This window comes from Candidatus Margulisiibacteriota bacterium, from assembly GCA_041661965.1.
In the GTDB taxonomy this organism is placed as follows: domain Bacteria; phylum Margulisbacteria; class WOR-1; order O2-12-FULL-45-9; family XYB2-FULL-48-7; genus XYB2-FULL-45-9.
The window spans coordinates 444543-470789 of sequence record JBAZTH010000001.1 but is presented as its reverse complement, the minus strand read 5'-3'; the positions used below and the strand labels follow the sequence as shown (position 1 = coordinate 470789).

At 53.0% G+C, this 26247-nt stretch carries 27 protein-coding genes and 1 tRNA gene; 5 read left to right on the top strand and 23 right to left on the bottom strand.

Going from position 1 to position 26247, the window contains the following annotated elements:
* Positions 1-47: 47 nt before the first annotated feature.
* The 12 genes from WC772_02040 to WC772_01985 all read right to left on the bottom strand — a co-directional run bounded on the left by WC772_02040 (position 48) and on the right by WC772_01985 (position 10815).
* The gene (locus WC772_02040) at positions 48-722 is read right to left on the bottom strand and encodes a type 1 glutamine amidotransferase (GenBank protein MFA6169537.1); all 675 of its coding nucleotides are present in this window, start codon (positions 720-722) and stop codon (positions 48-50) included.
* Positions 723-892: 170 nt separating this feature from the next.
* Complete coding sequence (nrdD, locus tag WC772_02035; GenBank protein MFA6169536.1) at positions 893-1189, bottom strand: anaerobic ribonucleoside-triphosphate reductase; 297 nt, start codon at positions 1187-1189, stop codon at positions 893-895.
* A 5-nt stretch (positions 1190-1194) separates the two neighbouring features.
* Entirely contained in the window at positions 1195-1596 is a 402-nt protein-coding gene (locus tag WC772_02030; GenBank protein ID MFA6169535.1) for an Rrf2 family transcriptional regulator, read from the bottom strand.
* 66 nt (positions 1597-1662) lie between these two features.
* Positions 1663-2073 carry a hypothetical protein gene (locus WC772_02025; protein MFA6169534.1) on the bottom strand — a complete coding sequence of 137 codons (411 nt, stop codon included), beginning with the start codon at positions 2071-2073 and terminating at the stop codon, positions 1663-1665.
* Positions 2074-2091: 18 nt separating this feature from the next.
* The gene (locus tag WC772_02020) at positions 2092-3321 is read right to left on the bottom strand and encodes a hypothetical protein (GenBank protein ID MFA6169533.1); all 1230 of its coding nucleotides are present in this window, start codon (positions 3319-3321) and stop codon (positions 2092-2094) included.
* Positions 3318-4253: an alpha/beta fold hydrolase gene (locus WC772_02015; GenBank protein MFA6169532.1), complete on the bottom strand. Its 936-nt coding sequence runs from the start codon at positions 4251-4253 to the stop codon at positions 3318-3320. The genes WC772_02020 and WC772_02015 overlap by 4 nt, the downstream gene beginning before the upstream one ends.
* Before the next feature lie 15 nt (positions 4254-4268).
* Positions 4269-5510, bottom strand: coding sequence for a TolC family protein (locus WC772_02010; GenBank protein ID MFA6169531.1), 1242 nt, complete (start codon positions 5508-5510; stop codon positions 4269-4271).
* Complete coding sequence (locus WC772_02005) at positions 5507-5797, bottom strand: PG0541 family transporter-associated protein (GenBank protein ID MFA6169530.1); 291 nt, start codon at positions 5795-5797, stop codon at positions 5507-5509. The genes WC772_02010 and WC772_02005 overlap by 4 nt, the downstream gene beginning before the upstream one ends.
* Position 5798: 1 nt before the next feature.
* Positions 5799-8885 carry an efflux RND transporter permease subunit gene (locus tag WC772_02000; GenBank protein ID MFA6169529.1) on the bottom strand — a complete coding sequence of 1029 codons (3087 nt, stop codon included), beginning with the start codon at positions 8883-8885 and terminating at the stop codon, positions 5799-5801.
* Complete coding sequence (locus WC772_01995) at positions 8882-9787, bottom strand: efflux RND transporter periplasmic adaptor subunit (protein ID MFA6169528.1); 906 nt, start codon at positions 9785-9787, stop codon at positions 8882-8884. The genes WC772_02000 and WC772_01995 overlap by 4 nt, the downstream gene beginning before the upstream one ends.
* Before the next feature lie 2 nt (positions 9788-9789).
* Positions 9790-10242 (bottom strand): MarR family transcriptional regulator, encoded by a 453-nt coding sequence (locus WC772_01990; GenBank protein MFA6169527.1) that lies wholly within the window; start codon positions 10240-10242, stop codon positions 9790-9792.
* Between the two features lie 96 nt (positions 10243-10338).
* Entirely contained in the window at positions 10339-10815 is a 477-nt protein-coding gene (locus WC772_01985) for an LEA type 2 family protein (GenBank protein MFA6169526.1), read from the bottom strand.
* Between the two features lie 173 nt (positions 10816-10988).
* On the opposite strand from WC772_01985, the gene WC772_01980 reads away from it, so the two are divergent.
* A complete protein-coding gene (locus WC772_01980; GenBank protein ID MFA6169525.1) occupies positions 10989-11597 on the top strand; it encodes a Crp/Fnr family transcriptional regulator in 609 nt (202 codons plus the stop codon).
* 398 nt (positions 11598-11995) lie between these two features.
* Here the strand turns inward: WC772_01980 and WC772_01975 are convergent, their stop codons facing one another.
* The 6 genes from WC772_01975 to WC772_01950 form a co-directional block, all read right to left on the bottom strand.
* Positions 11996-12325, bottom strand: a complete 330-nt coding sequence (locus tag WC772_01975) for a hypothetical protein (protein MFA6169524.1) — start codon at positions 12323-12325, stop codon at positions 11996-11998.
* 172 nt (positions 12326-12497) lie between these two features.
* The gene (locus tag WC772_01970) at positions 12498-14087 is read right to left on the bottom strand and encodes a peptide chain release factor 3 (protein MFA6169523.1); all 1590 of its coding nucleotides are present in this window, start codon (positions 14085-14087) and stop codon (positions 12498-12500) included.
* A 37-nt stretch (positions 14088-14124) separates the two neighbouring features.
* Positions 14125-14199: transfer RNA gene (locus WC772_01965), tRNA-Glu, on the bottom strand.
* 10 nt (positions 14200-14209) lie between these two features.
* On the bottom strand, positions 14210-14479 hold the full coding sequence (locus WC772_01960; protein ID MFA6169522.1) for a GIY-YIG nuclease family protein: 270 nt from the start codon (positions 14477-14479) through the stop codon (positions 14210-14212).
* 105 nt (positions 14480-14584) lie between these two features.
* Entirely contained in the window at positions 14585-15790 is a 1206-nt protein-coding gene (locus WC772_01955) for a hypothetical protein (GenBank protein ID MFA6169521.1), read from the bottom strand.
* A gap of 35 nt (positions 15791-15825) precedes the next feature.
* Positions 15826-16266 (bottom strand): ferritin-like domain-containing protein, encoded by a 441-nt coding sequence (locus WC772_01950; GenBank protein MFA6169520.1) that lies wholly within the window; start codon positions 16264-16266, stop codon positions 15826-15828.
* Between the two features lie 130 nt (positions 16267-16396).
* On the opposite strand from WC772_01950, the gene hisG reads away from it, so the two are divergent.
* Positions 16397-17272, top strand: coding sequence for an ATP phosphoribosyltransferase (hisG, locus tag WC772_01945; protein ID MFA6169519.1), 876 nt, complete (start codon positions 16397-16399; stop codon positions 17270-17272).
* Positions 17273-17325: 53 nt separating this feature from the next.
* On the opposite strand, the gene WC772_01940 is transcribed toward hisG, so the two are convergent.
* Genes WC772_01940 through WC772_01930 form a run of 3 tightly spaced genes read right to left on the bottom strand, consistent with a single transcriptional unit; the run spans position 17326 to position 19765 of the window.
* Positions 17326-17571 (bottom strand): acyl carrier protein, encoded by a 246-nt coding sequence (locus WC772_01940; GenBank protein ID MFA6169518.1) that lies wholly within the window; start codon positions 17569-17571, stop codon positions 17326-17328.
* Positions 17564-19159: an AMP-binding protein gene (locus WC772_01935; GenBank protein MFA6169517.1), complete on the bottom strand. Its 1596-nt coding sequence runs from the start codon at positions 19157-19159 to the stop codon at positions 17564-17566. Before WC772_01935 ends, WC772_01940 begins: the two co-directional genes overlap by 8 nt.
* A gap of 6 nt (positions 19160-19165) precedes the next feature.
* Positions 19166-19765 carry a YIP1 family protein gene (locus WC772_01930; GenBank protein ID MFA6169516.1) on the bottom strand — a complete coding sequence of 200 codons (600 nt, stop codon included), beginning with the start codon at positions 19763-19765 and terminating at the stop codon, positions 19166-19168.
* A 104-nt stretch (positions 19766-19869) separates the two neighbouring features.
* On the opposite strand from WC772_01930, the gene WC772_01925 reads away from it, so the two are divergent.
* Genes WC772_01925 through WC772_01915 form a run of 3 tightly spaced genes read left to right on the top strand, consistent with a single transcriptional unit; the run spans position 19870 to position 23736 of the window.
* Positions 19870-21099 (top strand): hypothetical protein, encoded by a 1230-nt coding sequence (locus WC772_01925; GenBank protein ID MFA6169515.1) that lies wholly within the window; start codon positions 19870-19872, stop codon positions 21097-21099.
* Positions 21099-22583 carry an MBL fold metallo-hydrolase gene (locus WC772_01920; protein ID MFA6169514.1) on the top strand — a complete coding sequence of 495 codons (1485 nt, stop codon included), beginning with the start codon at positions 21099-21101 and terminating at the stop codon, positions 22581-22583. The genes WC772_01925 and WC772_01920 overlap by 1 nt, the downstream gene beginning before the upstream one ends.
* Complete coding sequence (locus WC772_01915) at positions 22576-23736, top strand: NAD-binding protein (protein ID MFA6169513.1); 1161 nt, start codon at positions 22576-22578, stop codon at positions 23734-23736. The genes WC772_01920 and WC772_01915 overlap by 8 nt, the downstream gene beginning before the upstream one ends.
* A gap of 20 nt (positions 23737-23756) precedes the next feature.
* On the opposite strand, the gene WC772_01910 is transcribed toward WC772_01915, so the two are convergent.
* Both WC772_01910 and WC772_01905 read right to left on the bottom strand, forming a co-directional pair.
* Positions 23757-25163 carry a UDP-N-acetylmuramoyl-L-alanyl-D-glutamate--2,6-diaminopimelate ligase gene (locus WC772_01910; protein ID MFA6169512.1) on the bottom strand — a complete coding sequence of 469 codons (1407 nt, stop codon included), beginning with the start codon at positions 25161-25163 and terminating at the stop codon, positions 23757-23759.
* Positions 25164-26231 (bottom strand): peptidoglycan bridge formation glycyltransferase FemA/FemB family protein, encoded by a 1068-nt coding sequence (locus tag WC772_01905; GenBank protein MFA6169511.1) that lies wholly within the window; start codon positions 26229-26231, stop codon positions 25164-25166.
* Positions 26232-26247: the final 16 nt, after the last annotated feature.

Below are 26247 nucleotides of genomic sequence, written 5' to 3'. Positions count from 1 at the left end.
GGGGAAATTATAGACTGGCGACCATTAAAAGTCAACAAAATCAAATTTCACAAAGCTTTGGAAGTCAGGGCAAAAAAGTTGCGGTACAACCGGTCGGCGGCCGACCGGTAAACGTTTTCCAGCAAATGATAACGGACCAAATATTCAGACGCACCGGTCTTGAACCAATCACGAATGAGCGGCTCATTTATTTCAACGTGGAATTGAAAACCGTAGGCCGAGCCGACCTTAAAAGCCTGGTTGGCAACGATCTCCCCGCCGGCCAAAAGTATTCCGCCCGGCGGCAGATCAAAAGTGTCGCCGTGCCACTGAAAAACATCGAGGAGCGGCAGCGAGCCGGCAAAAACCTGGTCCAAGGCGGCCGCGTCGGTCAAGCTTACTCTTCCCCAGCCGAGCTCTTTTTGCGGCGCGGGATAGACCCGGCCTCCGGCCGCTTTGGCGAGCAATTGAGCACCGAGACAAACGCCGAGGAACGGAATTCTTCCGGCCAGGGCTTTCTTGATCAGTTTGTCCTCGTCCGCCAGAAAAGGATACTTCGTTTCCTCATAAACATTCATCGGTCCGCCGAGAGAGAGGACCGCGCTCACCCCGGCCAGGCCTGTCGGCAGCGGCTCGCCGTTCCACGCTTCAATGGTCCGGCTAGGGATCTTGTTCGCGCGCAAAAAATCACCGATCGTCCCTGGCCCCTCGGTCGATTCATGTTTAATAATTAAAACCGTCATCGTTTGCTCCTAAAATAATGAGTTCTTTTATTGTGGAAGCCTGAGACCTGCCTACCGGCAGGCAGGCAATATCGTCTCGGCTTCCACAATACATCTTTAAGACGGAAACCGCGGCGATATTGCCGCTGGTTTCCGTCTTTATAAATTAAACATTTTCAATAGTCATAATTTTATGAAACTGCCACTCTCTGCCGATCCACCAGCTCCCCCTTCTTCCCCTTGTTCCAACCGGAAACTTTCGAGAAATAGCCGGTGATCCTGGTAATATGGTCGACATTTCTGCCGCCGACCAGGACCTGCTCCAATTTCTGCGGGGTCAGTTCCGCCAAGGCGCGCGGTTCGATCCGGAGTTTATCGTTTTGGCCGTCAAAGTGACTGTGGCGGAGATAAATAATCCCCTCATCGTCATAGGCCCATTCGATCTGCGGATTGTTTTCCAAAAAAGTACTTAATTCATCGATGGTCATTCTTCTCACCCCCTTTCAATCATCATATCGTGGATTGTTCGTTCGGCCAGCATCGCCTTCATCTGTTTTTGGACGGCACAGAGGGTCTTGCGAACCTTGCACTTGGCGCTGAAACGGCAGTTCTGCCGCTGGAAGAGACAGTTACTAAGGACGATCGGTCCCTCGACCGCTTCGATGACCTCCATCAGGCTGATGCTCTTGGGGTCGCGCGCCAGCCGCAGGCCGCCCCCTTTCCCTTTGCGGGTGGCAATGAAACCGCGGCGGGAAAGGAGCTGGGTCAGCTTATTCAGGTGGTTGAAAGGGACCTCGATCTCCTCGGAGAGGACCCGGCTCTGGCTTTCTTCGCCCAGCATGGCGAGTTTAACCAGGAGACGCATCGCGTAATCGGCCGCTCGTGTAATCTTCATATTGTGCGCATATTATACTTATTATAAGAACCTGTCAAGCGGGTTTTCGCTTGACGGTAATAGCGTCTAGAACTTGTAGCCGAGTTGCAGCTGGAGCCGGGCCGGATCGACGATATCAACCCCCGCCTCGATGAACATCGGCTGGCGGCCAAAAACATTGTCGAAAATAAAGGAAAGCGACAGGCCCGCTTTGGTATCCGAATTGCCGAAATAACCGACAATCCCTAAACCCAGCGACAACGGCATCCGGCCAACGCTCGAAAGGCCGAACTTGCCGCCGGCAAAAGCGATCATCGGATTTTTTCCGGTATTCGCTTCCATGCCAAAGCGGAGCGCCGCTCCAGACCCCAAATACTCCTGCAGGATCAGCCCGAGGGCCGCGCCGTCGCGGATCCCGCCGACCAAGGCCGGCTGCAGAGCAAAAGAACCGGAAGCCAGAACCAGAACGGAAGCCAAAACCAAGATAACTTTTTTCATTTCTTTTCCTCCTAACAATTATTTTGTTTCGTAACCGAGCGACAGCATCAACCAATCGGCCCGGGCCAGGTCCTCGATCGCCGACAAGAGCTGGCTAAGAACGAGCCGAGAAATGGACTGGTCGCAAGCCTTAACGTCGCTTATCTGCGTGATGTTGGTGAGGTAGAGATCGGCCCGTTCCTGGGCGTTGACGATCTCGGACAACAGATCGCCCAGCGCTTTATATTCGGCGTTAAGCTGGGTCCGCCAATTGGTCGGCAGAACGTCCTGCGCCGAATAAGCCAGCACGGAAAACTCGATTGCTTCGTCGCGCATCGCTTGAGCAACCGCCTCAAGCCGGTCGGCCAGATTTTTTCGGTCGGTGAAACTGCTCGCCTTAGCGGCATTGACCAAATGAGCGTTGACCGAATTTTTGCGGAGGATATCCCTAACCTCCATCAGGAGCGACTTGACCTGGTTCTCTTTATCAAAAGCTTTAAAAACTTTCCCGCCCAGGCCGATCATCTGGGGATCGGCGCTCAAGTTAACGTATGTCGGCGAAAAATAGATCGAGAGAGCCGGATAGCCGCCATCTTCGACGTAACGTTTAATCTCGGCGGAATTGCGCGCCAGCCCGCCGGAAGCGATCGCTTGATCAAGTTCGCCGATGATCCGCTCGTCGTAGGTCGAGGTCAGGATATCCCGCCAGAGCAACCCCAGCCATTTATATAAAAGCGCTTTTTCGTAACGGCCGGCGATCCAAAGCGGCGCGTTCTCGGCAAAGACCGGGAACTTGCTTTGTTTCGGCGGGATCATCGAAATGTAAAATTCCCTGGCGGCCTCGGTTGAAGAACCGGCCAAAACGGTGATCCGATATTTGGTCAGAGCGTAACCCCGCAAGCCGTCGAACTTCCAACCGCCGATCAGATCGGTCTCGTTGACCCGATCGTAATTAAGGGTCAGGTTGGCCAGCTTGTCGATTGAACTATCGACCCAATGCCACTGGGAAAAATCGAAAAGCTCAAGCCTCGGTTTAGGCGGGATCGAGGCGGACAAGGAATTGCGGATCTCCCATTTAATGGTGAGGAAGGGCGCATTGTCGATCAGGGCGATCGCCGGCGGCAAGACGAGATCTTCCCCCCAGCGGACCTCAACGGTCCCGTAAGGAGCCGGGGAAAGATCGAGGAAGACCTTTCCCAGGTTCAGCTCGACCGCGTGAGCGGAACCCATCAGAAGCAGCAGCAGCAACGGAACAAATATTTTTTTCATGGTTTCAGGTACCGGTCGAAGAATTTAACGGTCCGCGCCATAACGATCGGCCAGGCGCCGGCAAACTCGTGCGGTTCTCCGGGATACTGAAAGAATGATACCTCTTTTCCCGCTTTTTTCAAGGCAAGATCCAGCCGCCGCGACCAGGCCAGCGGGACCGAACGATCGGCGGTCCCGTGTTGGATCAGGACCGGCGCCTGAATTTTATCGAGATAATTGATCGCCGAAAGCCGGGACCAAAATTCCGGGTTGGCCTCGGGCGACCCGTAAAGAGCGATCACCCTTTCGGCCACGCCGGGATTCCCTTTCCGCCGCCAGAGCCAGCGGGTAAAGTTATCGCGATAGTCGGCGCTGACCGGCGCGAACAGGACCGCCGCTTTGACCAGTTCGGGCCGGGTCACCAGCACGTTGAGCACGACCCCGCCCCCCATAGAATGCCCCAGCATGCCGACCGCTTCTTTATTGAAAAAAGTCAGCGGGCTCGCCTTGACCGCCAGGACCGCGGCGATCGCGTCTTCGACAAAGCCGAGCCGGAAGCCAGCCTCGGTATCATTGTCGCGATCGGAATCGGCGTGGTCGCGGTAATCGGGATGGATGACAACGTAACCGCGGCGGGCCAGATAATCTTGCTCCCGTTTTAAGCCGCGGCCGTTAGTATAAATCTTGGGGTTAATGTAACCATGATTAAGGACCAGGACCGGAAAAGGCCCCCGCCCTTTGGGGACATTAATGATCCCGGAGATCTTCAGGGAACCGCTGTAGTATGTAATGTAATAACGGGTGTACTTTCCGTTCGCGGCCAAGACCCGGCCAAGTTTAAGATCGCGGCCAGTAATGTTCTTTTGCGCCAGACCCGGCAGCGAAGGTTCAGCGGCCGCCAGCGCGAAGACCGGCAAAAGCAATAATCCCAGAATAGCTATCCAGTATTTCACCCGGATATTGTTACACTAAAAGATCGTTTTGCCAACCGCTTTATTGATTTTTGCCTTGGCCAGCTCCAGGTCATAACGGGCGCTCCACACGGCGGTCTCCGCCCGGGTCGCCGCGGTCCGGGCGTCAAGAAGCGAAAGAAAGGTCGTGATATGCTGTTCGTAATTGACTTCGTTGAGCTGAAGGGTCTTCTGGGCCAGCTCGGCCGCCGCCTGCGCCGCGGTCACTTTTTCGACCGCCGCCTGATATTCAAGATAAGCGGAGCGGACCTCCAGCTCCAGGCCGTCGCTCAATTGATTTTTTTGGGCCGCCACTGAATTATAGTTCGCCTGCGCTTCGGCAACTTTATTGGGGGTCTCAAAACTGTCAAAAATGTTCCAGGAACCGCTGATCAAAACCCGCCACGAATCGAGATCGATCGTCTTGCCGCTGGAGCCGATCAGCATGAACGCCGGCCAGTAATTAGCCGCCGCCAAGCCGATATTCTCTTTGACGATCTTTTCTCCTTCCAGAAAAGAACGATAATCGGGACGATTGGCCAACGCCGACGTCATGAGCTCGGACAACGGAGGAAGGTTAGCGCCATTGGCCGAAATGGAATCATCCAGCACGGTGGTTTCCTGAACGTCGTTTTCGCTCAATAGGCTATTCAAGGAAGCGATCGCCAGCTGAAGGCCGGACTGCGCCTGGATCCTGGCGACTTTGGTATTCAGCAGTTCGGTCTCGACCCGCATCACGTCGGCCCGCCCGATGATCCCGGAATCGTAGTAGATCTTGGAGAGCCTAACGTATTTTTCGAGCGACTGGACCGTCTTATCAATGACCTGAAACCCTTTTTGCGCTTTCAGCACACTGTAATAGGCATTGGTCGTGTTATAGAGCACATCGCTCTGCGCTTTGCGCAGGTCTTCCTTCGCCCCGTTAAAGGTAGCGTCGGCCATCGTCAAAAGCCTCGGCAGGCTGATGACAAAGAGCGGCTGGGAAAGAGAAAGGGTGTAAGTCGTCAGGTCGGCCGCCTCGTTCGGCGGGACCGGCGATTCCTGATAATTGCGGCCGAAAGCCCCCTCGAGTTTCAACCGCGGAAAAAGGGCCGACTTCGCCTGGCCAAGCTTGCTGCCGGCCGCGTTGAGTTTTTCCTGCGCGGCGACAACCTGCGGGTTCTTATCAAGCGCGATCTTGATCGAATCGTTTAAGGTCAACGCATCGGCAAAACTTGCCAACAACAGCAGAGAAACAAAACCTGCGACTAATCTCTTCATATTTCTTCCTCCACCGGGAGAACGAACGCTTTGATCCCCTCCGCGGAAAATTCTTTCTTTAATTTAGCGATCTCGGCCATTAATTTTGTTTTGGTCGCGTCGTCGGTCACAACCAGCAGGGCTTCATTGGTCCCCGGCCAGACCTGCGTATCGAGGTGCGGCTCGGAATGCCCTCCCACTCCGTGCAAGAGCGGGAACTTGGTGTACTTCGCCGCACCAACTGCCGCTAAGGCGGCCAGGACGTTATCTTCCAGCGCCGGAGCGTAAATGATCATTATCCCTTTCATCTTACTTTCCATCCTTTTTGGCTAACCGTTTTTCGATCGTGTAGTAAAGGGTCGGCACAAAGATCAGGGTGATGGTCACCGAAACAAGTAACCCGCCGATGACGGTGATCGCCATCGGTTTCCAGAAGCCGGACCCTTCGCCGCCGCTCATGACGATCGGCATCAGGCCAAGGATCGCGGTCGACGAGGTCATCAGGATCGGCCGGAGCCGGGTCTTCCCCGCTTCCTGAATCGCCGCTTTGAGCTCCAGGCCGCGGGCCCGGAGAATGTTAATGTAATCGACCAGGACGATCGAATTTTTAACCGAGACCCCGGTAACCAGGATCAGGCCGATGAAAGCCATGACGCTGAAGGCGGTCCCAGTCAGAAAGAGCGACCAGACGACGCCGACCAGCGCGAAAGGAATCGCAAACATAATAATGAACGGCATCAGGAACGACTCAAACTGCGCCACCATCACCAGATAGATCAGGGCGATCGCCAGCATCAGGGCGGCAAAGAGCGAGCGGAAGCTTTCGGCGATCTGTTCCGAATTACCGGCGACTTTTACGGTTATGCCGTCGGGCAAAATCGTCGAAGCCAGCGTTTTATTGACATCCCCGGTAATGTCGCCGAGGGAACGGCCGAAATAGTCGGCTTCAACTTTAACGATCCGCTGTTGGTTCTGGCGCGAAATAACCTGCGGCCCGTTGCGCAACTCGACGCTGACAATATTCCCCAGGGCGATATTCTTGCCGGCCCGGTTGGTAATGAACACATTTTTCACGTCTTCGATCGAACGGCGGTTTCCTTCCTTGAGCTGGACGAAAATATCGTACTGGTCCCCACCCACCCGGTATTTGGAAACGGTCGTGCCGTAAAGGTAGGCGCGGGCGGTCATCGCCACGTCGTACATCGAAAGGCCAAGGTCGGACGCTTTCTGGCGGTCGACTTTCAGGGCGTATTCCGGGATCGCTTTTTCGCGGGAGAGAGTCGGGTCAACGACTCCCGGGATCTTCTCGATCTTGTTCTTCAACTGATCGGCAACCTGATCGATCTTGTCGAAATCGGAGCCGTAGATCTCGAGGGTAATCGGCTTCCCCCCACCCGCCATCTGGTTGGCGCCGCTGGAAGCGAAATCGATCCCTTTCAGGCCCGGGATGGAATAGGCCAGTTTGGCGATCGCCCGTTCCAGCTGTTTGAGATCGCGTTTTCGCTGGTCAAGAGGAACGACTTTAAGATAGAGCTTGCCGTAATTGGCGCCGTTCTTGGCGCTTAAACTCATTCGGCCGGAAGTTGAGCCGGCAGTGACCATGACAAACTCGGTCTCCGGCACTTCCCGGCGGATCAGCTTCTCCAGCTTTTGCATCACCCCGCCGGTCTGGTCCCAGCGGGTCCCGGCCGGCATTTCGACCGTTGCCGTGATCAGGCCGTCGTCCTGTTCGGGGAAAAATTCACTGCCGGTAAACATGAAAAGCGCCATGCTTAAAAAGAAAAGCAATGATAACGAGAGCAAAACCTTGCGCCGGTTCTCTAAGCCCCAGCCAAGGATCTGTTTGTAAGCGGCTTCGATATTTTCAAAGAGCCCTTCACTCCGATCATGCAGGTTCTGCCAGAACCCGCCGCGCTCTTCCGTCTTTTTGATCGTCAGGAGCTTGGAACAAAGCATCGGGGTCAGGGAGATCGCAGTCACCAGCGACATCGCCATGACGACGATCGAGATGGCGGACAGCTGGTTAAAGAAAATCCCGATAAAGCCGGAGACCAGCAGCAGCGGAATAAAGATCACCAGGTTGGTGGTCGTGGAGGCAATGACCGCCCCGGAAACTTCCCCCGCGCCGAAGATCGCCGCTTCCCTGGGCGGCTCGTTCTTTTTGTCCAGGTGACGATAAACATTTTCCAGCACCACGATGGCGTCGTCAACAACGACCCCGATCGAAATAATAATTGAAGCCAAAGAAATGATGTTAATGGTCGCCCCCGAAGCGAACATGTAAACAAAAGCGGCCAGGATCGAGAACGGGATCGCCAGCGAGACGATCAACGACCCGCGAACGTTGCGCAGGAAAAAAAGGACGGTCAGGACAACGAAGAAGAACGACCAGTAGAGGGTCCTGGTCAGCTCGTCAATCTGACGGACGATCGACTCGGATGTGTCCTGAACGTAAGTAATTTTGATGTCGGACGGAAGGTCCGGCAGGACCTTGGCCAATTCGGCCCGGATCGATTTGACCACGGCGACGGTGTTCGCCCCCGACTGCTTCTGGACCTGGATCATCACCCCCGCTTTACCGTCAACCTCGGTCAGGTTGTCCGGTTCTTGGAAGGAATCGGCGACCTCGGCGAGATCGGAGAGATAAATGTCCTTACCGCTAAAGCTCCCGACAATGGTCCGGCCGATCTCGGCGACATTGTTAAATTCGCCGGGGACCCGGATAGAATATTCCAGGGCGCCGGATTTAAGACTGCCGGCCGGCACCGAAAGGTTCGCTGTTTGCAAGGCCAGATTGACCTGACTGATCGATAAATGGTAAGCCTCGAGCCGCGCGCGGTCGACATTAATGTTGATCTGGCGGATCCGACCGCCGAGGATATTGACCGTCCCCACCCCGCCGATCCGTTTCAGCGCCGGAGAGAGCTGTTTATCGGCGATCTGATAGAGGTTGGAATATGATTCATCGGCCGAGAGCCCAAAAACCAGGACCGGGATCTGCGACAGATCGAACTTAAAGATCGTCGATGACGAAACATCGTCCGGCAATTTGCTCCGGATCAGGTCCATCTTGTCGCGGACGTCGGCCGAAGCGGGATCGAGATCGGTCCCCCACTTGAAAGCAATGGTGACGGTCGAGACGTTTTCCGAGCTGTCGGACGTTATTTTATCGATGTTCGGGACGGTCGCGACCGCGTCTTCAATGACCTTGGAAACGGTCGTTTCGATATCTTCAGGGCTGGCGCCGGGATATGGCGTAATAATGGTCAGCGACGGAATGGATATGTTGGGCAAAAAGTCGAGCGGCAGACGGGAAAAGCTGAAATAACCGATCAGCAAAAAGATCAGGTAAAGGGAGATCGTGAATAACGGGCGGGTAACGAATCTTTTGATCATTTCGCCGCCTCGATCTTCGAACCATCTTTCACGACCCGCTGGCCGAGGACGACAACTTTATCGAGCGGCGACAGGCCGATGGTCACCTGGACATTGTTCCCTTCTTCCAGGCCAAGCTCAACCTTCTGTTTTTTGGCGATCCCGTCTTTAGCGACATAAACGTACTTCTCGGTTTCGCCAAGGACCGCGTCGAACGGAATAATGGTCGCGTTCCCCACCCGTTTTAGGACCAGGTCGACCCGAGCAAACATCCCCGGCTTGATCTTGTGGCTGTAGTTGGGCAACAGGATCTCGACCTGGGTGGTCCGGCTCAAGGGATCGATCACCGGGCGGACGTTGCTGATTACGCCGCGGAACTTATCTTTGGGAAAAGCGTCCAGCATAATATCGGCCGGGGTTCCTTTGGCAATGAAAGCGTAGTATTTCTCCGGCACGTCAGCGTAAATTTTCATCCGATCGATGCCGTAAACGACAAAAACCGGGTTGGCGCCGCCGCCGACCGCCGCCGTAACCTGATCGCCAACCTTGACCAATTGCATCCCGACAACTCCGTAGATCGGCGATTTAACGACCATATCTTCATAAAGATCGTCGGTTGGTTTGATCCCGAAGACATAAGAGAGCATTTTGCTCCCCTTATTAACGAAATCCCCTTCCTTCACGTAGATCTCTTCGACCCGGCCGGTCGTGCGTGGCCGCACGTTGACTTCGGTCTCCGCTTTAATGTCGCCGGTCAGGGTCAGGCGTTGTTCCATCGGCCCGATCTTCGGGGTAACGACGATCACCGGAATGACCCGGTCTTCTTTAATTTCTTTTGCGCCATTGAGTCGGTTGACTAAACGATAGGAAAAAAGCAGGATCACAACCGCAACTACGACCCAGATAACTCGCTTGGTATTCATATTTATTTAACTCCTTCTTGTTCATTTTTTAATTCTTGCGCGACTTTTTGCATAATTTCCAATAACTGGTTCCGTTCTTTAACGGAAATCTTGCTGAAAATCATCATAAAATGGCGGCGTTTGCCTTCCCGGACCGCTTCGTAGGTCTTCCGCCCTTCCTTGGTCAGGGAAATCCTGACAATCCGACGGTCAGCCGGATCTTCGTGCCGTTCAACGTAACCATCGCGGATCAACCGGTCAACCATGCTGGTCACATTAGCCATGGTCACGCCAAGGGCGTTGCTGATATCGGACATTTTACAACTATCGTTAAGGTAAGCGACCCGCATCACCAAGCATTGCGGCATGGTAATATCGCAATTTTCCGGCAGGAGTCCGAACTGCATGCTCTTAGCAAAGATGGGGGCCAGCTCTTCCATCCGGTCCAGAAACTCTTTCAAACCTGCTTCGGCCATGGTTATGCTCCTTAATCCAACACGTCAGAATAGTTAACCTGATAAATAGTTTATCATACTAACTATTATCTGTCAAGGATTTTTAAAAACGGGTTTTTAGAACTTGATGTTTTCGGGGAGTTTAAACTTGCCGGACGAGCTAAGCGGCGAAGAAACGGCGATACCAAAGGAGCTGGCGGAGATGGAGCCGTCGATCTGGTAATCGACGTCGCGGTTGCCGGCGGCAACCCGCTGGATAACCGATAGCAGGGAACCGAAAACGGCGTCGTAGCGGACCAGAACCGGGATGGCGAGCTCTTTTTTCTGGTTAGCGGTCATCGTAAAGCCGGGTCGGTTCTCATCGAGCAAGGCTTTACCGTTGATCGTGACTTTGTAGGCATACTGATTTACCGTCAGGTCGATCGGGTTAGGATTGGTGACATCGAAGAGGAAATTGACCTCTATCCCCTCGGCGGTGATCCGGCTGATGGCGTAATCGCGGTAGACCGCTTTCGGCCCTTCGAAATTGACGCACCCAGCCACGAGGAAGAGCCCGGTCACTAATAATAGTAAGGAAAGAACTCTTTTAGTCATGGGGGATATGATAGCAGAGAATTGTGCCAGTGTAAATTTATTTTGGAAGCCTGAGACAATATCGTCTCGGCTTCCAAAATGACCTTGGTTGAGTGGTTGATGGAAACCGCGGCGATATTGCCGCAGGTTTCCATCGTTTGCCTTTATAATCTCGTTTTATGTATACTGTTCTCATGGACAAAGAAATCCTGGCACTGGGGATCGAACGTCAATTCGCCAAAGATGAAACTTTTTTCGAAGCGGGCGATGAAGCCCGGGGATTTTACTATCTCCTCTCCGGTGAAGCGCGAATCTACAAGATGGATGACGATGGGCAGGAAGTAGAGATCGCCCGGGTCGGCCCGGACGGTTTTATCGGGGAAGCGATCATTTTCACCCAGCCCGCCTATCCCGTTTTTGCCCAGGCGGTCAAAGAGAGCGCCGCTCTTTATTTTTCCAAAGAGAAGATCCTGAAAGCGATCGAAAGCTCTCCCAAGGTCGCCCTCTTTTTCCTCCGGGTATTGGCGCAAAAATGCGTTGTTCTCAATCAGCGGTTGGAAACTATCGGCCTCAAGAGCATTCGCCAGCGGCTGTTGCACTATTTAGCCGGTCAATGTCCCCGGGACGGGCGCTGCCGGATCAACTTAACGACCAGCAAGACCGATTTGGCCAAGCAACTCGGCACGATCAGCGAAACCTTATCGCGCAACTTTAAAGCTTTGGAAGATGAGGGGCTGATCGAGGTCCAGGGGAAAGAGATCGTGATCAAAAACTGCGCCAAGATGAAAGAAGAGATCGTTTAGATGAAAAAGAACAAACAAAAAGTCGCCATTGAGGCCGTTGATCAACCGAATCGTCCGCGACATCCACTCGGAACCTGAGAATTCTCGGTTCCTCGTATCTCGTAGTAGCCACACACTAAAGCGTGAGGCACCCTCTCCCTCCTACCAGGAAACCTGCGGCAATATCGCCGCGGTTTCCTGTTTCATACAAATTCCTATATGGGCACGCTTTTCGCTGGCTAAATCCCTAAATGGACCAAAAGCAACCCTATCCCAAGAATAAGAGTAACGGTAATAGGAATTAACGACCAGCCGAGCGCCATCTTTTTAGACACCGCGGCAGAAATCGAGCTCCAGGTAAAAACGCAACTAACGATCAATACACACAAAAGAATTAATTTTCCGATCATTTTGGCCTCCTAGGCATTTAGGCGGGCGGCATAATTAAAGGCTAAAAAATATTTCTGCCAGCTCTCGTCCGAAGAACAATAAACATTATCAAAAACAAAATAATCGGCCAGGGCTTCTCTGGCACGCGCTAGCTCCTTGAGGCGCGAGGCATTCTTAATATCGGCAATGGTCAAATCTAACAGCTCCAAGGCCCGTTCAAAAGCTGACCGGGCGGATTCAAGCTTATTTCTCTTTCGCCAGCTGATGGTCCTTTCAACTTCACTCCCCACATTGGCCATTTGCTCCACAAAAGAGAGTTCGTTCCAGCGTCCGGCCGCTAATTCTTTGTGTTTGGTCATAGCTCGATCAGCTCCCTGACAATTTGGGCGAGCTGCTCTCTGATAACCGGGTCAGCAATACTTCGAGTCCGATTACCAAGGGAAGGTTTTAAATTTATCATTGAATCAAACTCGATCAAATCCTCTTTATTGCTAATGCCGCTACTTCCTGGTTGCTTCATCTGCAGATCAATTATACCGGCGTATTAAAAAACTCGACCGCGGGATTATTTTCCGCGAAATAAGCGTAAGACCATTCGGTTAAAAACAAAAGGACCCGGCGATTTTGATCGTCAATCGCCAACGCCGCCCCCCGCGGTAAAAGCTTTACTATCTCCTCTGACCCCAGGGCTGACTTGATCCACTTTAAAAGGGTCCACGGCATCATTTCCAACCTCGGCTCGGCTTTATACTCGTCTTTAAGCCGATACTGCAAAACTTCGAATTGCAGCGGGCCGACCGCTCCCAGAAGCGGCGTGTTCTCCAGCGAGCCATGAACGTTGAATGATTGGACAATATCTTCCGCCAGCAAATGGTCCAACCCTTTGCGAAAGCGCTTATAGTCCGAAGAAACGGAGTTGTGGAAATAGGCAAAGCATTCCGGCGCGAACCGGGGGATCTCGTCATAAATTATTTTGGGGTCGACGCTGATCGTGTCCCCGATGCGAAACTCCAATTTGGTGACAAAACCGATGATATCGCCAGGATAAGCGACGTCGACGACCTCCCGGTCACGGCCAAAAAGGTTGTACGAATCAGAGAGGACGATCTCTTTGCCTGACCGCCCGTGGTAAGCCTTCATGTCGCGGGTGAACTCCCCCGAACAGACCCGGGCAAAGACCACGCGATCGCGGTGCTGGGGATTCATGTTCGTCTGGACCTTAAAGACAAAAGCGGAAAAAGAGGGATCGTCCAGGGGGACAACTCCCTGCCGGGCTTTTCTGGGGGTCGGTTCGGCGGAATACCGCAAAAAACCACGCAGCAGCAGCTCCACCCCGAAATTATTGGCGGCGCTGCCGAAGAAGACGGGGGTCGTTTCTCCCCGGAGGACCGCCTCAAGGTCCAAGCCCCCTTGAGCGACGTCGAGCATCTCCAGCTCTTCAACAATTTCCCGATACGTTTGTTCGGGCAAAATATTTTTTACCAGGGGATCGGCGAGGTCATGGATGGAGACCGGCGCCCGATAGGTTCCACCCGGCAGGCGTTCGAAGAGACAGACTTCTTTTTTCAGCCGGTCATAAACCCCTTTGAAATCAACGCCGTTCCCCAACGGCCAATTGACCGGAAAAGCGTGGAGTTTAAGGACTTTTTCCAATTGATCGATCAGTTCCAGCGGCGACTTGGCCGGCCGGTCCAGTTTGTTCATAAAAGTAAAAATAGGGATACCGCGCTTGCGGCAGATCTCAAAGAGCTTGCGGGTCTGGCTTTCGATCCCTTTCCCGGCATCAATCACCATGATGACCGCGTCAACCGCCATTAAAACGCGGTAAGTATCTTCCGAAAAGTCCTTATGGCCGGGGGTGTCGAGCAAATTTAAGCGGAAGTTTTCATAATCAAACTGCAAAACGGTCGAAGAGATGGAAATGCCCCGTTTCTTTTCCAGCTCCATCCAGTCGGAAGAGGTCTCCCGCTGTTTCTTTTTGGCCGTCACCGAGCCGGCAAGATTGATCGCGCCGCCGTAGAGCAAAAGCTTTTCGGTCAAAGTAGTTTTGCCGGCATCCGGATGCGAAATTATCGCGAAAGTGCGCCGACGCGCGGCTTCTTTTTTTACGCGGTCATTCATCTGGAGATCCTTCGTTAAAAGATGAGATAAGGAAAGTTGGTAGCCCCAGGGGGAATCGAACCCCCGCCTCGGCCTTGAGAGGGCCGCGTCCTAACCGTTAGACAATGGGGCCACAACACTTATTAATTATACGATATTCTAGAGGATTCTGGAAGCAAATGTTTAAGCAAGTCTTTGGTCTTTTTATAGCTTTTAAAGTGTTTCTCTTTACGAATCGCTTCGATTTTAGTCGCGCATTCTTCTGAATAAATTAGTTCAAATGGAATTCTATTTCGCGTCGAAAACACTTTTCCGCGATTGTGTTCAAATATCCGCCTGTTTAAATCGGAGGTCTGCCCTATATAATATTTTTGATCTTTTTGACTTTGGAGGATATAAACAAAGTATTTCATTGATCGAACCCCAGCCTCCCCGGCTGTGCCGGGGCGTCCTAACCGTTAGACAATGGGGCCACAACAAATTCATTATACGACATTTCCATTTGATCGGGAAGCGGCTTATTCGGCCAACTCCAGCAAAAACTCTCCCAGCTCCTGGCGAATCACCATCTGCCTAAAAAACCGATCTTTGTCCGCAAAAGGGTGCTCCTGCTGCAGTTGTTTATCAATCAGAAAATAAGTACCAAGCCATTCCAGCGCTTCCCGGCGACCTGCCTTGGCCCCATATTTGGCAACCAGCGCTTTGACCACCCCTTCGCAAACTTCGCTGGGGTTAAAAGTGTAAATGGAATATTTCATAAGATCGGCTAAATCAAGCCGGCTCTGGTGATGAACACTGTTCTCGCGGTGACGGAACAGCTCTTCCAGCAGGGGGAAAGCCCGAACAGCCGTCGGCGCGCTCGGAAAATCATCATGCCGCAAAATATCCCGGCAAGTTACCAGCTTGAGCGAAAAACTCCCGTCCGATTCCAGCCGACAAACAAAATCACCGGAATTAATGCCGTAATCAACGATCATTTCCATCGTTTCCGGCTTGAAATAAGCGGTCAAGATCCTGACCATTTCCACCGCGATCGCCTCTTCCAAAAAATGGTCTTTGATCACGCCATCGTAATAGCCCGACCGGGAAGGCTGGTTAAAGCGTAGCTGCCTCATTCCAACCGCTTCCAGTCCGTCAAGCGCCACTCCGCCGTCGATCGATTCCGCCAGGTTAAACATGTTGACTTCGGTATAGCCGGTCAGCCATTCGGTTGAAAAAACCGCCACCTTAATTTCACGCTCCCCATCCCTGGCGGTCGCCAGATCGAGGCAGAATGGTTCAACAACATAAGCGGGATCGATCTTTCGCAGACGCTGTAAATTACGGAATATTTCCGCGTGCAGATCGTTCAATTCGGGATTCCTAGCGACATTGAGGCAGAAAGCGACGGTCTTCTCCCCCTGGCCGGGAAGAACGATCTTGGCTTCGAGCTTGAAGATCCCGGAATCCCCACCCTCCTGAAAAAAAGAAGCGGAAAGTTCGCCGATTCTCTCTGGGGTAACTTGTAAACCGGAAGCTTTAGTCAGCGAGGGGAGCAGAAAAGCCCGGCCACCGTCGCGGTTTACAATCTCGGTCAGGGCCGAGGTAATAACGCGCAATGGCAAATCCCGCGGGTCAACAAAAATATTCCAACGGTCAACGTTCCCTCGCCATTTCAGACGGAAGGAATTAAACTCTCGTCCCCCACCGCCGGGAGGGACCCGCGATATTTGACCGGCTTTCATGGTCAATTATCAGCGGGCCCGGCGGAAAATTTCAGCTATTTACCTAATAATTGGGAAAGCTCCGCGACATGCTCCTGTTCATCGACGATCACGTGGCGGATTTCATGTTCCAGGGTTTCGTATTCATACTGAAGATCTTTTTTGTTATCGGTTACTTTTTGGTAGATCTGTTTATAAAAATCTATCGCCTCTTTCTCGCCTTTAAGATTCACCTCAAAAATCGCCTTATTCCCCTCCGCCCGATGGGTCGGGGCCAAGCTCATGACCGGCTCGCCGTTCAGGTAATTGCCGATCAAATTCCGGAATTTCCCTTCATGTTTTTCTTCGTCGCCGGCAATCTCTTTGAGCCGTTCAATGATCTTTTCGCTCGTTTCACCCTTGATCGTTTCGGCGTGGGCCAGGTACTGGATCCTCGCGGCATGTTCCAACTCAAGCGCCTTATTCAACATCTGGACCAATTCTTCTTTAATACCCATTCTTATTCAGCCTCCTTTGATCGATCAAGGATATTCTACCCAGCTTCCGGTTAAAAGTAAATCACCTATTAATAGTGTATTTACACCAACGCATAAGCCATGCTACAATTTGCGCAAAGAGGTGTTTTTCATGGCAAATAAGCTAAAATTGGGATTACCAAAAGGGAGCCTTCAAGAATCAACTTTCGAACTTTTTAAAAAGGCCGGTTGGCAGATCAAAGGAACTTCCCGTTCTTACTACCCTGCCGTTGATGATGACGAACTCGAAATAATGCTGATCCGGGCGCAGGAAATGGCCCGTTATGTTGAAGACCAGGTCCTTGATGCCGGATTAACAGGAATTGATTGGGTCATGGAATCCGGCGCTAAGGTCAAAAAAGTCGCCGATCTGGTCTACGCCAAACAAGGCCTGCGTAAGGTCCGCTGGGTCCTGGCGGTGCCGGAAAACAGCAAGATCAAAACCGTGAAAGATCTCAAGGGAAAACGGATCGCGACCGAACTGGTCAATGTCACCAAAAAATATCTTAAAGACAACAAAGTCACCGCCGACGTTGAATTCTCCTGGGGAGCGACCGAAGCCAAGCCGCCGGTCCTGGCCGACGCCATCATTGAATTGACCGAGACCGGTTCATCGCTGAAAGCGAACCACCTCAAGATCATCGACACCGTTTTGGAATCAAACACGGTCGTGATCGCCAACCAGCCGAGCATGGACGATCCCTGGAAGAAAGAAAAGCTGGAGAATATCATTATGCTCCTCAAAGGAGCGTTGACCGCGGACAGCAAGGTCGGCCTGAAGATGAACGTGATCAAGAGCCGGCTCCGCACGATCTTAGCGATCCTCCCGGCCCTGCAGACTCCGACGGTTTCCGAGCTTTCCGATCCCGACTGGGTCGATCTCGACACCATTTTGGACGAAAGCGTGATGCGGGATTTGATACCGAAGCTGAAAAAAGCCGGGGCCAAAGGGATCGTCGAGTATCCGCTGAATAAAGTCATCTATTAAAACTTTAATCCAGATTATTTAACCGCGCAATTAATTGCGCGGTTAAATTTAAACTAGCGTTTCGCGGTCAACTCTTCGACCAGCTTAACAATATCCCGGACTGTCGCGACATTCTCCAAGCGGCTTTCGGGGATATCAAGGTTGTATTTTTTATCGAGCGCGGCAAAGATCTCCACCCCCAGCAGTGAATCGACTCCCAACTCGGAAAAAATATCCGCGTCCAGTCCGACCTTTTCTGCCGGCAGTTTGATCACTTTGGCGACCAGGCTTCTGATCTCGGCGGTCAGTTGATCATTCATCGGCCAACTCCTTTTTGATTTCCAGGCGTTTGATCTTCATAAGCCTGGTCTTGGGCAGTTCCCGGCGGCGGATAATAAGACGCGCGATCCGCTTGAACTCGGCCAGCTGTTTGTTGAGTTCGTTCACCTGGCGGCGGATCTCGTCATCTGAAATCTCTTCCTTGGGGACAACGACACCGACGACCAGCTCGGTCTCTTTCCTGATCCCTTCTCTGATCTTCTGGCCGATCACGCAGCTTTCCAGTACTCCGGGAAGTTTATTTAGGCGGTTTTCCAACTCTTCCGGATAAACGTTGATCCCGGAACCGGTCACGATGATCTCTTTGACCCGACCGGTAATAAAAAGAAACCCGTCCTGATCGTAATAACCAACGTCGCCGGTCTTCAGCCAGTTCCCAGCCAAGACCTCACGAGTCAGGTCGGGACGGTTGTAATACCCCTTCATCACATTAGGCCCGGAGATCAGGATCTCCCCCGGGCCCTCTTTACCGTCGATCCTGACCTGAACACCGGGGATCGGTTTGCCGACCGAGCCGAGCCGGTTGGCGGCAAAAGTATTGACGGTCGCGATCGGCGCGGTCTCGGTTAAGCCGTAACCCTGCAAAATGGTAAAACCCATTAAGGAAAAGTTCCGGACCAGTTCGGGACTGATCGCCGCGCCGCCGGAAGCGAAGAAGCGGACCTTGCCGCCGAATTTTCGGTGGACCATCCCAAAAATAATCCGGCCGAGATTAATACCGATCGAGTCGTTAAAAAAGGCGGAAAGCTTAAATAAGAGTTCAAATAACCGCCGCTTCCCGCTCTCTTCCGCTTGCCGCAGGATCCCTTCGTAAAAGATCTGGTAAAGGAGCGGCACGCCGCACATGATGGTAATCCCGGTCTCCTGCATGATCTTAAGAAGAATATTGGATTTCAGGCTGTCGGCGTAAGTCACGCAGCAGCCGCGGCTGAACGGGGCCAAAAAGCCGGCGGTCATTTCAAAAGTATGCGACAGCGGCAAAACCGAGAGCATATTGTCGCTGGTCGTAATTTTAAAAAGGGAGGCGACGGAATCGGCATTGGAGCAAAAGTTTCGATGGGTCAGGACGATCCCTTTCGGGCTCCCGGTCGTGCCGGAAGTGTAGACGATCGAAGCAGGGTCGTCGCCGGAAAGAACGGGACGTTCCGGAGCGGCCGCGGCCGGCAGATCGAAGATCCTTTCCATTAATATTAGATGGAGACCGGCAAAGGTCCCCTGATGGGCGGCTGAAATCTTTTGGGAGACGAGCGCGAATTTCGGCCGGCAATCGGCCAGTAAAGCGGCAACTTCTTCCGGTTTTAAGACCGCGTCGATCGGGACCACGATCCCGCCAAGCGTCGTCACCGCCAGGTAAGCGATCGGCCATTCAGGGCGGTTTTCCGCCATGATCACCACCCTGTCTCCCCGAACCAATCCTAACGACAGAAGATGTGACTGGACCCGGCCAAGCAAGGCAGGGAGTTCGGAAAAAGTTATAACCCGGTAGCCGTTCTCGAGTCGGCCCCGGAATGCCGGGACGGCGGCAAAGCTGACGGTCGAGTGATCGACAATCTCCTTAAGAGTTTCCACCTTCAGTTAAAAGCTCATCATCCTCATCATGATCGGACCGTAAACCGCGCCCCCAATGATAAACGAGAACAGGAAGGTCAGGATCAGGGAAGAGATCAGGATCGCCAGAAAATACCAAAAGACCTTATCTTCCGGCGTCTCAAGGAGAACCGGCAAGCCTTTGTATAAAAGATAAAGCCCGTATAAACCAAAGAGCTGTAAGATCCCGATCCCGGGGAGAATGGCGACGATGCCGACCAGCCAGACCGGGGTCATGGCGTAGACGACCAATTTAAAAGAAAGTTCAAAATCGCTCTTGGAATTAAAGTAGGCGGCCAGATAACTGACTACCCAGGCGCCGGCCAGCAAGGTCCCCAGGTTCAAGAAATAACCGACGGTCCCGGCAATCAAGGCTTCGATAAAAGGGATCCGGATAACAAAACCGGTCGGGACCCGGATACCGATGATCGCCAGGCCAATCAGGGTCGCTAAGGCCGGAATAAGGGCCAAGGGAGCGGCATAATTGACCAACAGATCGCGAACCGAGATCGTTTCCCCTTTAACTATCCCCCAGGTTTCCAAGGGTTTTACGATCATCGCTTTCGCCCGTTCAAATATTTCTTTCACTTAAGATACCTCCGTTAATTTTTGCCATTCTACCATTCGAGTTTTAGTTGTCAAGACGGGATAACTTTGCTATTATTCTGCCAGCCTACTAATGGAGGAACCCAATGCGATTGAAATTTGCCATAACAATTCTTCTCCTGATCTTTACCTGCCAAAGTGCCTTTGCCTTATACGGCACCAGACCGATGGGAATGGGGGGAGCGTTTACGGCGGTCGCGGACGATGCCAACGCCCCCTACTGGAACCCGGCCGGGCTCGCCCTTAACCCGGAAGTTTCGATCACCGGGACCACTAAGTTGAACAATCGTAATACCTGGGTCGGTGATAACCTCTTTAGTTTAAAGATGTGCTATGAAACCGAACTGAACCCTTTCCAGTGGCTCCTGGGGATCGGGATCGCTTCACTGGTCGCTTACGAAGGGGCCTCTTATCTTGGAGACAAAGGGATCCTGAAAACCGGCTGGGGCCGGAACGTGAAAAAAACCGAGCGGGGGGAATCGATGGCCGAACAGGTGACCGAATCCGGTTCAGAACAAGCGGTCAGCTTACGTCAGCTGGGAATGGGAGCGATCAAAGACGCTCTGGGGATCTCATCAGGTGTGGCAAAAGGAACGCCCGCTCCTCAACCACCAGTCCGTCCAATAATAGTCAGACCGCGTTATTACGTCTATCCCGCGTATTCCTGGTATCATCCCCGTCCTTATCACCGCGATTACTGGGAACCGGTCCAATACGAAGAAGTTCCGGAGAACACGCCGACTAAAGCGCAGTTTGCCCTCGGCCTTGGCTGGATCAACGACTATAACGTTCCGCTGGACGAGAAGTCGAACCAATTCACGATCGGGGTCGCCTCCGGCTTTGAACAGCGCGTGGCGATCGGCGCCAACGTCAATCTTTATGACAAGACGATCATTTCCTCCAACATCCGTGGTTTTGGCGGCGACATCGACCTCGGCTTTATCGGCAAACCGGTCGAATATATTTCTTTTGGCCTTGCCACTAAAGGGATCTTAACTTCCGATATCTATTGGCAAAACGGGGCCAGGACCCGCTACGAAATGCTGGTCAATGCCGGTCTGGCGGTCAAACCGCTCCCCTTCTTAACGATCGCCGGCGATGCCCACAACATCTTCAACCAGAACAGCAGACAAGCGACTCTGCACTACGGCGCGGAAGTTTCGCTCATTCCCGGTCTGCTCGCCAGAGCCGGACTAGATGACGGGAACAAAACGGCCGGCGTCACTCTGGCGCTGGGGAACCTCCTGATCGATTACGCGATCCTGGGCGGGACCTACAACCGGACCCAGATGATCGGCGGAAGCTGGCGGTTCTGATGCCGGAGGTGCTGGACCCCGCGAGGCCAGCAACTTGGCAGCAGCTCAAGAAGCTCGCGCCGATCTCGCAAAAAGCCTGGCTGCAGAAGCATTTCCAGGAGATCAAACAGGCGCTCACTTCCCTTGAACCCCCCTTCCTGACCTTCATCGGCAATCTCTGCGTTAATTCCAACCTCTACAAGGAAGCGGAGTTCATCTTTGACGAGCTCTTTAAAAAAGGGCAGAAAAACCACGAACAAGCGAGTTCCGCCGCTTATTACCGGGGAATCACCCGCTTTCTCCAGGGACGCTTCCAGGAAGCGTACGGCGACTTTAAGCTCGCCCATCAGCACGACCTGCAAAAACGGGATTTCAGCGCGCCGTCAGGCCAGGCAATCGCCTACATGGAAGATACTCTTTTCCCGACCCGCGAAACAATTAAAAAGAACCAGTTCAAATTACTCCAGGACCTGAACGCGCCGCGGGCGATCAACCACATCATGGGACCGAACATCCTCCGGATCATGCGGAAATGGAACTCATCTTCTCCCCTTTTCTCCCATGGCGTTTCCCAAGGCGGAGGGTATTTCCTGACCACTAAGAACCACCACGGCGAGACCAAAGGGATCGTCATCGATCCCGGCTACGCTTTCTTCGACATCTTCCGGGACATCGGGCTCGGCATCGCCGATATCGACGCGATCGTCATCACCCATGACCACGACGACCACACCGATTCGGTCGAAGGGATCCTCTCCCTCCTGGCCAAATATAACGACCACAACGAAAAATCCAAAGTGATCGATATTTTCGGCTCCGCCGGAACCATGCTTAAATTTAACGGGCTCCTGCCGGCGACCGATCCCAAGGGGAACCGGGAAATCAACTTCAAACTGCTCGTCCCGGGGAGCCACGTGACCGAGATCGAAGGCGGTTCTCTCCTGGAAAAATACGGCTTTACCATCAGCGTGAAACCGGCCCATCACGTTGAACGCTGGACCAATCAGGAATCATCGGTCGGCATGGTCCTGAACACCAACTTAACTTTCGGCCTTGACGCGCTGAAGATCGGGATCACCGGCGACACCCGCTACGAAGTCGGCCTTGGCCTGGAATATCAGGAGGCCCAGATCATCCTGCTCAATATCGGTTCGGTCGAGAAGGAAGAAGGGAAAATGCTCAAACAGCACCTCGGCATGCTCGGCTGTATCAATCTCCTGAAAGAAGCCCGGCTCGGCAAACCGGCGATCGCCATCTTAACCGAATTCGGTGAAGAATTTTCCGGCCGCCGCCAGATCATCAGCCACATCATTGAAAACTGGGCCCAGGCGATCGATGGAGCAACCAGGCACGATCTCCGGGTCATCCCCTCCGACGTCCACCTCGAACTCCGGCTGGCCGATCTCCACATTCGGGAAAGCGATTCCGGGATCTTTTTCCCCTATCATCTAATGCGGGTTGACGAAAGCGACCCGGAAGTCCTAAAATACAAATTCAATGGTTAGTTCACTTGCCATCTTAAGAGAATCAAAAACCGATACCCAGGGGCGCGAAATCGAGAACCGGGTCGCCATGCTGCCGGCCCAGGTCGCGCAGTTGATCGAACGGGCGCCGCAAGTCGAGATCTTCGTAGAGAGCGGAGCGGGAGAAAAGATCGGCTATCGCGACGAACAGTACGCCGAGGCCGGCGCCAAGCTTTGCTCTCACACCGAAGCGTTGGACAAGGATATCGTCGTCGGGGTCAAAGAGACTAAAACGGCCGACTTTCCCCGCCTGCGGAATAATCTGTTCATCTCCTACCAGCATTTCGCCCAAAGCTTTGACCGGACGACTTTGGCCCTGCAGGCCAGCCGGGAAAAAGGAACCGCCTTCCTCGCCCTAGAAACCATGGAAACGATCAAGGATGGTTGTCCGTTCTTCCCCTGTCTCGCTCCGATGAGCGAGGCGGCGGCCAAAGTCATTGCCCGGCATGCCGATGAATTTGCCTTACTTAGTAAAAAGATCATTTCCAGCGGCTTGCCGGAAACCGGCCTCAAGGGATTAAAAACCGTGGTCCTGGGGGGCGGCAGAGTCGGTCAGACCGCGGCCGAAGAGTTTTCCGAACGGGGGTGCCGGGTCATTCTCCTGGAAAAGAATCCGCTCCGGGTCAAAGCCCTGGCCGATTATTTTAAGTCTCACGATCTTCGTTTCCCTAACGTCACCGTTCTGGAAATGAGCCCAAGCAACCTCCGGAACACGATTAAAGAAGCTTTCTTCCTGGTTTCCGCTATTTATAATGCCGGCAAGAAGCCGGAAAAGCTGGTGACCCTGGACCTCTTGCGGACAATGCGGGCCGGCGGCTGCCTTTATCCGGTCGACATCGATCAGGGGGGCGGGATCGAAGGGGTTTTGGAAACCAGTCTTCTGGAGCCTTTTAATTTGCCGACGGTCCCCGGGAGCGAAGTCTTTTTCTTCGCCCCGCCAAACCTCCCCTCCATGGGCGCCTTGACGGCGTCGGAAGCCTTGGGAATTGTGCTTCTCCCCTACGTGATCGAGATCGCCCAGAAGTGGCTCTATAAAGCAAAGGATGATAATCCGATCATCAATTCAGGGGTTAATATCGAGGGCGGGAAGATCGTCCACCCGGGGCTGGCAAGTGTTTTCCCTGGGTTAAAATAACCGCGCAATTAATTGCGCGGTTAAATAAGCCTAATACTTTTCATCAACTCTTTAACCACTTCTTTGTCGTCAAACGGAATCTTTTTGCCGTTAAAATCCTGGAACTTTTCGTGGCCACGCCCGGCGATCAGAACTGTATCGCCCTTTTTCGCCATTTTTAAAGCTTTTTCAATCGCTGTTTTTCTGTCAACAATCTTCTCCCAACATTTGACATTTGTCATTTGACATTTGTCATTCGAAAAACCTGATACAATTTCATCAATGATGCTTTCAGGTTTTTCGCTATAAGGATCGTCGGTGGTAACGATCACTTCGTCGGCCAAGCGAGCGGCAATCTCCCCCATGATCGGACGTTTGGCCCGGTCGCGATCGCCTGGACAGCCAAAGACCGCGATCACCCGGCCTTGAGCAACTTGTTTATAGGTTTCCAGCAGTTTTTGCAGACTATCCGGCGAATGGGCAAAATCAACGATCACCGTAAACGGCTGGCTGACGATCTTTTCCTGGCGGCCGGGAATGACCTTCACCTTTTCGATCCCCTCTTTGATCACCGCCTGGCGCAGTCCGAGCGCCAGCCCGCACTGGAAAGCGGCGGTCAGATTGTAAGCGTTGTGAATCCCGATCAGCGGGGTCCTAACTTCGACCCCATTGATCACGACCGCCATTTCGTTCTCCCGGATCTCGACCGCCACGACGGCGGCATCGGCGTCGTTGAATTTGGTATTGCGCAGTTCATGCCGGGCTTCTTCCAGCCCGTAAGAGAAAACCTCCCCTTTCACGGCGCCGATCAGGGCGGTACTCGCTTTATCGTCAATATTGATGATCGCGATCGCGTCGTGGTCGAGCATCTCGAAAAGTTTTCTTTTGGCCGCCAGGTATTCCGCGGTCGTCTTGTGGTAATCAAGATGGTCGTGGCTTAAATTGGTGAAGATCGCCACGGCAAAATAACAGCCGTGGACCCGATCCTGGGCCAGGGCATGGGAAGAAACCTCCAGGACGCAGTGGGTATAGCCTTCTTTTACCTGGCGGGCAAGTTCCGCCTGCAGGTCGGAAGATTCCGGGGTCGTCATCGGAAAGTTGACCGTGCCGATCAAGCCGGCCTTAAATCCGGCGGTGTTGAGGATCGACTGGACCAGAAAAGAGGTCGTCGTCTTCCCCTTGGTCCCGGTAATGCCGATCAATTTTAATTTCTTCGAAGGGTGGCCGTAGAATTCGGCCGACATTTCGGCTAGAGCCCGCCGGGCGGAAGGAACAATTTTTAATTCAACGCCAGCCGGGACCCGGACCTCTTTTTCCGCGACGATCAGGGTCGCCCCCGCTTTAATCGCTTGCGGAATAAATTCCGCCCCGTCATGTTTTAAGCCGGGAATAGCAACGAAAATGTAGCCTGGTTTAACTTGACGGGAATCATAGGTAATGCCGTTCATCTATTCACCCAGGGAATCGGAAAACTTCCCTTTGGTCATCAGACTGCGGAGATTCTGCCACCAGACCACGCCGTGTTCGAAAGCGTGGAAAAAGAGGGGGCTGTAAGGAAAATCGTAAGCGCCAATATATTTTTTCAATTCGCCGTTGAACCCCTTTTTGAAGCGATAGACGCCGAAGAGCGGGTGTCCCTCTTCCGGCTTGACCGGGATCCCCCAAAGGTCATACTCTTTGAGGCCGCGCGCTTTCGCCCATTTGATGATCTTCCAGTGGAGGATGTGGTTGGGCATAACGTTCCGGTATTCAGACGAGGAAGCGCCGTACATATACCAAAGGCGGCTGCCGAAATTAAAAGTAATGACCGCGGAGACCGGTTTTCCCTCGTAAAAAGCGATAAAACAGCTCCCCAGGCCGGCCCGGAAAATTATCTCTCTGATCTTCCGGTAATACGACAGCGGATGGATCAAAAATTTGTCCCGCTTGGCAGTCTCGGCGTAAAGGGCGTAAAACATTTCGATCCCCTTTTCACTGTTGTCCTCTTTGACGTAAACCCCTTTTTTTTCGGCCAGGCGGATGTTGTAGCGGGTTTTTTCGGCGAAACTCCCCATCAGGTCGTCAAGTTCCGGCTCGATGTTCAGAAGAAAGGTCGCCCGGGGCTGGATCTGTTTGAGCGCTTTATCAAAACCGAGCGAGCGGAGATTGTCGATCGCCAGCAAGTCGTTCTCTTCTAGATCGGGATCGATCTTCAGCGAGATCGCGTGGTGGCGGTCGGATTGTTCTTCCAGGACATCGAGCAGGGCATGGAGCAAATCCCGGTTACCGTAATCGATGATCGGCCCGCGCGGCGCGTAAAAGAGTGAATGCTTGATGAGAGGGATTTCCCGTTTAAGAATGGAGACCCCGGCCACGATCTTGCCGTTATCTTCCAGCGCCACCCGGATCGGCTGCCAACCGAACTTGGCCTTGAGCTCTCCCCATTCGTACGATTGGAGGATCGAGTTGTGAGCGGAATAAGCGACGAAGTTGTTCCAGTTCTCCCGGTCGAGGTAAGTAATGATTTTAGCTTTCATCGTGTTATAATTATAA

Coding starts and splice junctions, on each gene's coding strand:
- WC772_01985 (MFA6169526.1), bottom strand. CDS start 10,815: ATGACTAAAAGAGTTCTTTCCTTACTATTATTAGTGACCGGGCTCTTC.
- WC772_01950 (MFA6169520.1), bottom strand. CDS start 16,266: ATGGGTATTAAAGAAGAATTGGTCCAGATGTTGAATAAGGCGCTTGAG.
- WC772_01910 (MFA6169512.1), bottom strand. CDS start 25,163: ATGAACGGCATTACCTATGATTCCCGTCAAGTTAAACCAGGCTACATT.
- WC772_02020 (MFA6169533.1), bottom strand. CDS start 3,321: ATGAAAAAAATATTTGTTCCGTTGCTGCTGCTGCTTCTGATGGGTTCC.
- WC772_02005 (MFA6169530.1), bottom strand. CDS start 5,797: ATGAAAGGGATAATGATCATTTACGCTCCGGCGCTGGAAGATAACGTC.
- WC772_02010 (MFA6169531.1), bottom strand. CDS start 5,510: ATGAAGAGATTAGTCGCAGGTTTTGTTTCTCTGCTGTTGTTGGCAAGT.
- WC772_01970 (MFA6169523.1), bottom strand. CDS start 14,087: ATGAATGACCGCGTAAAAAAAGAAGCCGCGCGTCGGCGCACTTTCGCG.
- WC772_01980 (MFA6169525.1), top strand. CDS start 10,989: ATGGACAAAGAAATCCTGGCACTGGGGATCGAACGTCAATTCGCCAAA.
- hisG (MFA6169519.1), top strand. CDS start 16,397: ATGGCAAATAAGCTAAAATTGGGATTACCAAAAGGGAGCCTTCAAGAA.
- WC772_01960 (MFA6169522.1), bottom strand. CDS start 14,479: ATGAAATACTTTGTTTATATCCTCCAAAGTCAAAAAGATCAAAAATAT.
- WC772_01940 (MFA6169518.1), bottom strand. CDS start 17,571: ATGAATGATCAACTGACCGCCGAGATCAGAAGCCTGGTCGCCAAAGTG.
- WC772_02040 (MFA6169537.1), bottom strand. CDS start 722: ATGACGGTTTTAATTATTAAACATGAATCGACCGAGGGGCCAGGGACG.
- WC772_02000 (MFA6169529.1), bottom strand. CDS start 8,885: ATGATCAAAAGATTCGTTACCCGCCCGTTATTCACGATCTCCCTTTAC.
- WC772_01995 (MFA6169528.1), bottom strand. CDS start 9,787: ATGAATACCAAGCGAGTTATCTGGGTCGTAGTTGCGGTTGTGATCCTG.
- WC772_01915 (MFA6169513.1), top strand. CDS start 22,576: ATGGTTAGTTCACTTGCCATCTTAAGAGAATCAAAAACCGATACCCAG.
- WC772_01990 (MFA6169527.1), bottom strand. CDS start 10,242: ATGGCCGAAGCAGGTTTGAAAGAGTTTCTGGACCGGATGGAAGAGCTG.
- nrdD (MFA6169536.1), bottom strand. CDS start 1,189: ATGACCATCGATGAATTAAGTACTTTTTTGGAAAACAATCCGCAGATC.
- WC772_01955 (MFA6169521.1), bottom strand. CDS start 15,790: ATGAAAGCCGGTCAAATATCGCGGGTCCCTCCCGGCGGTGGGGGACGA.
- WC772_02025 (MFA6169534.1), bottom strand. CDS start 2,073: ATGAAAAAAGTTATCTTGGTTTTGGCTTCCGTTCTGGTTCTGGCTTCC.
- WC772_01905 (MFA6169511.1), bottom strand. CDS start 26,231: ATGAAAGCTAAAATCATTACTTACCTCGACCGGGAGAACTGGAACAAC.
- WC772_02030 (MFA6169535.1), bottom strand. CDS start 1,596: ATGAAGATTACACGAGCGGCCGATTACGCGATGCGTCTCCTGGTTAAA.
- WC772_01920 (MFA6169514.1), top strand. CDS start 21,099: ATGCCGGAGGTGCTGGACCCCGCGAGGCCAGCAACTTGGCAGCAGCTC.
- WC772_01975 (MFA6169524.1), bottom strand. CDS start 12,325: ATGACCAAACACAAAGAATTAGCGGCCGGACGCTGGAACGAACTCTCT.
- WC772_01925 (MFA6169515.1), top strand. CDS start 19,870: ATGCGATTGAAATTTGCCATAACAATTCTTCTCCTGATCTTTACCTGC.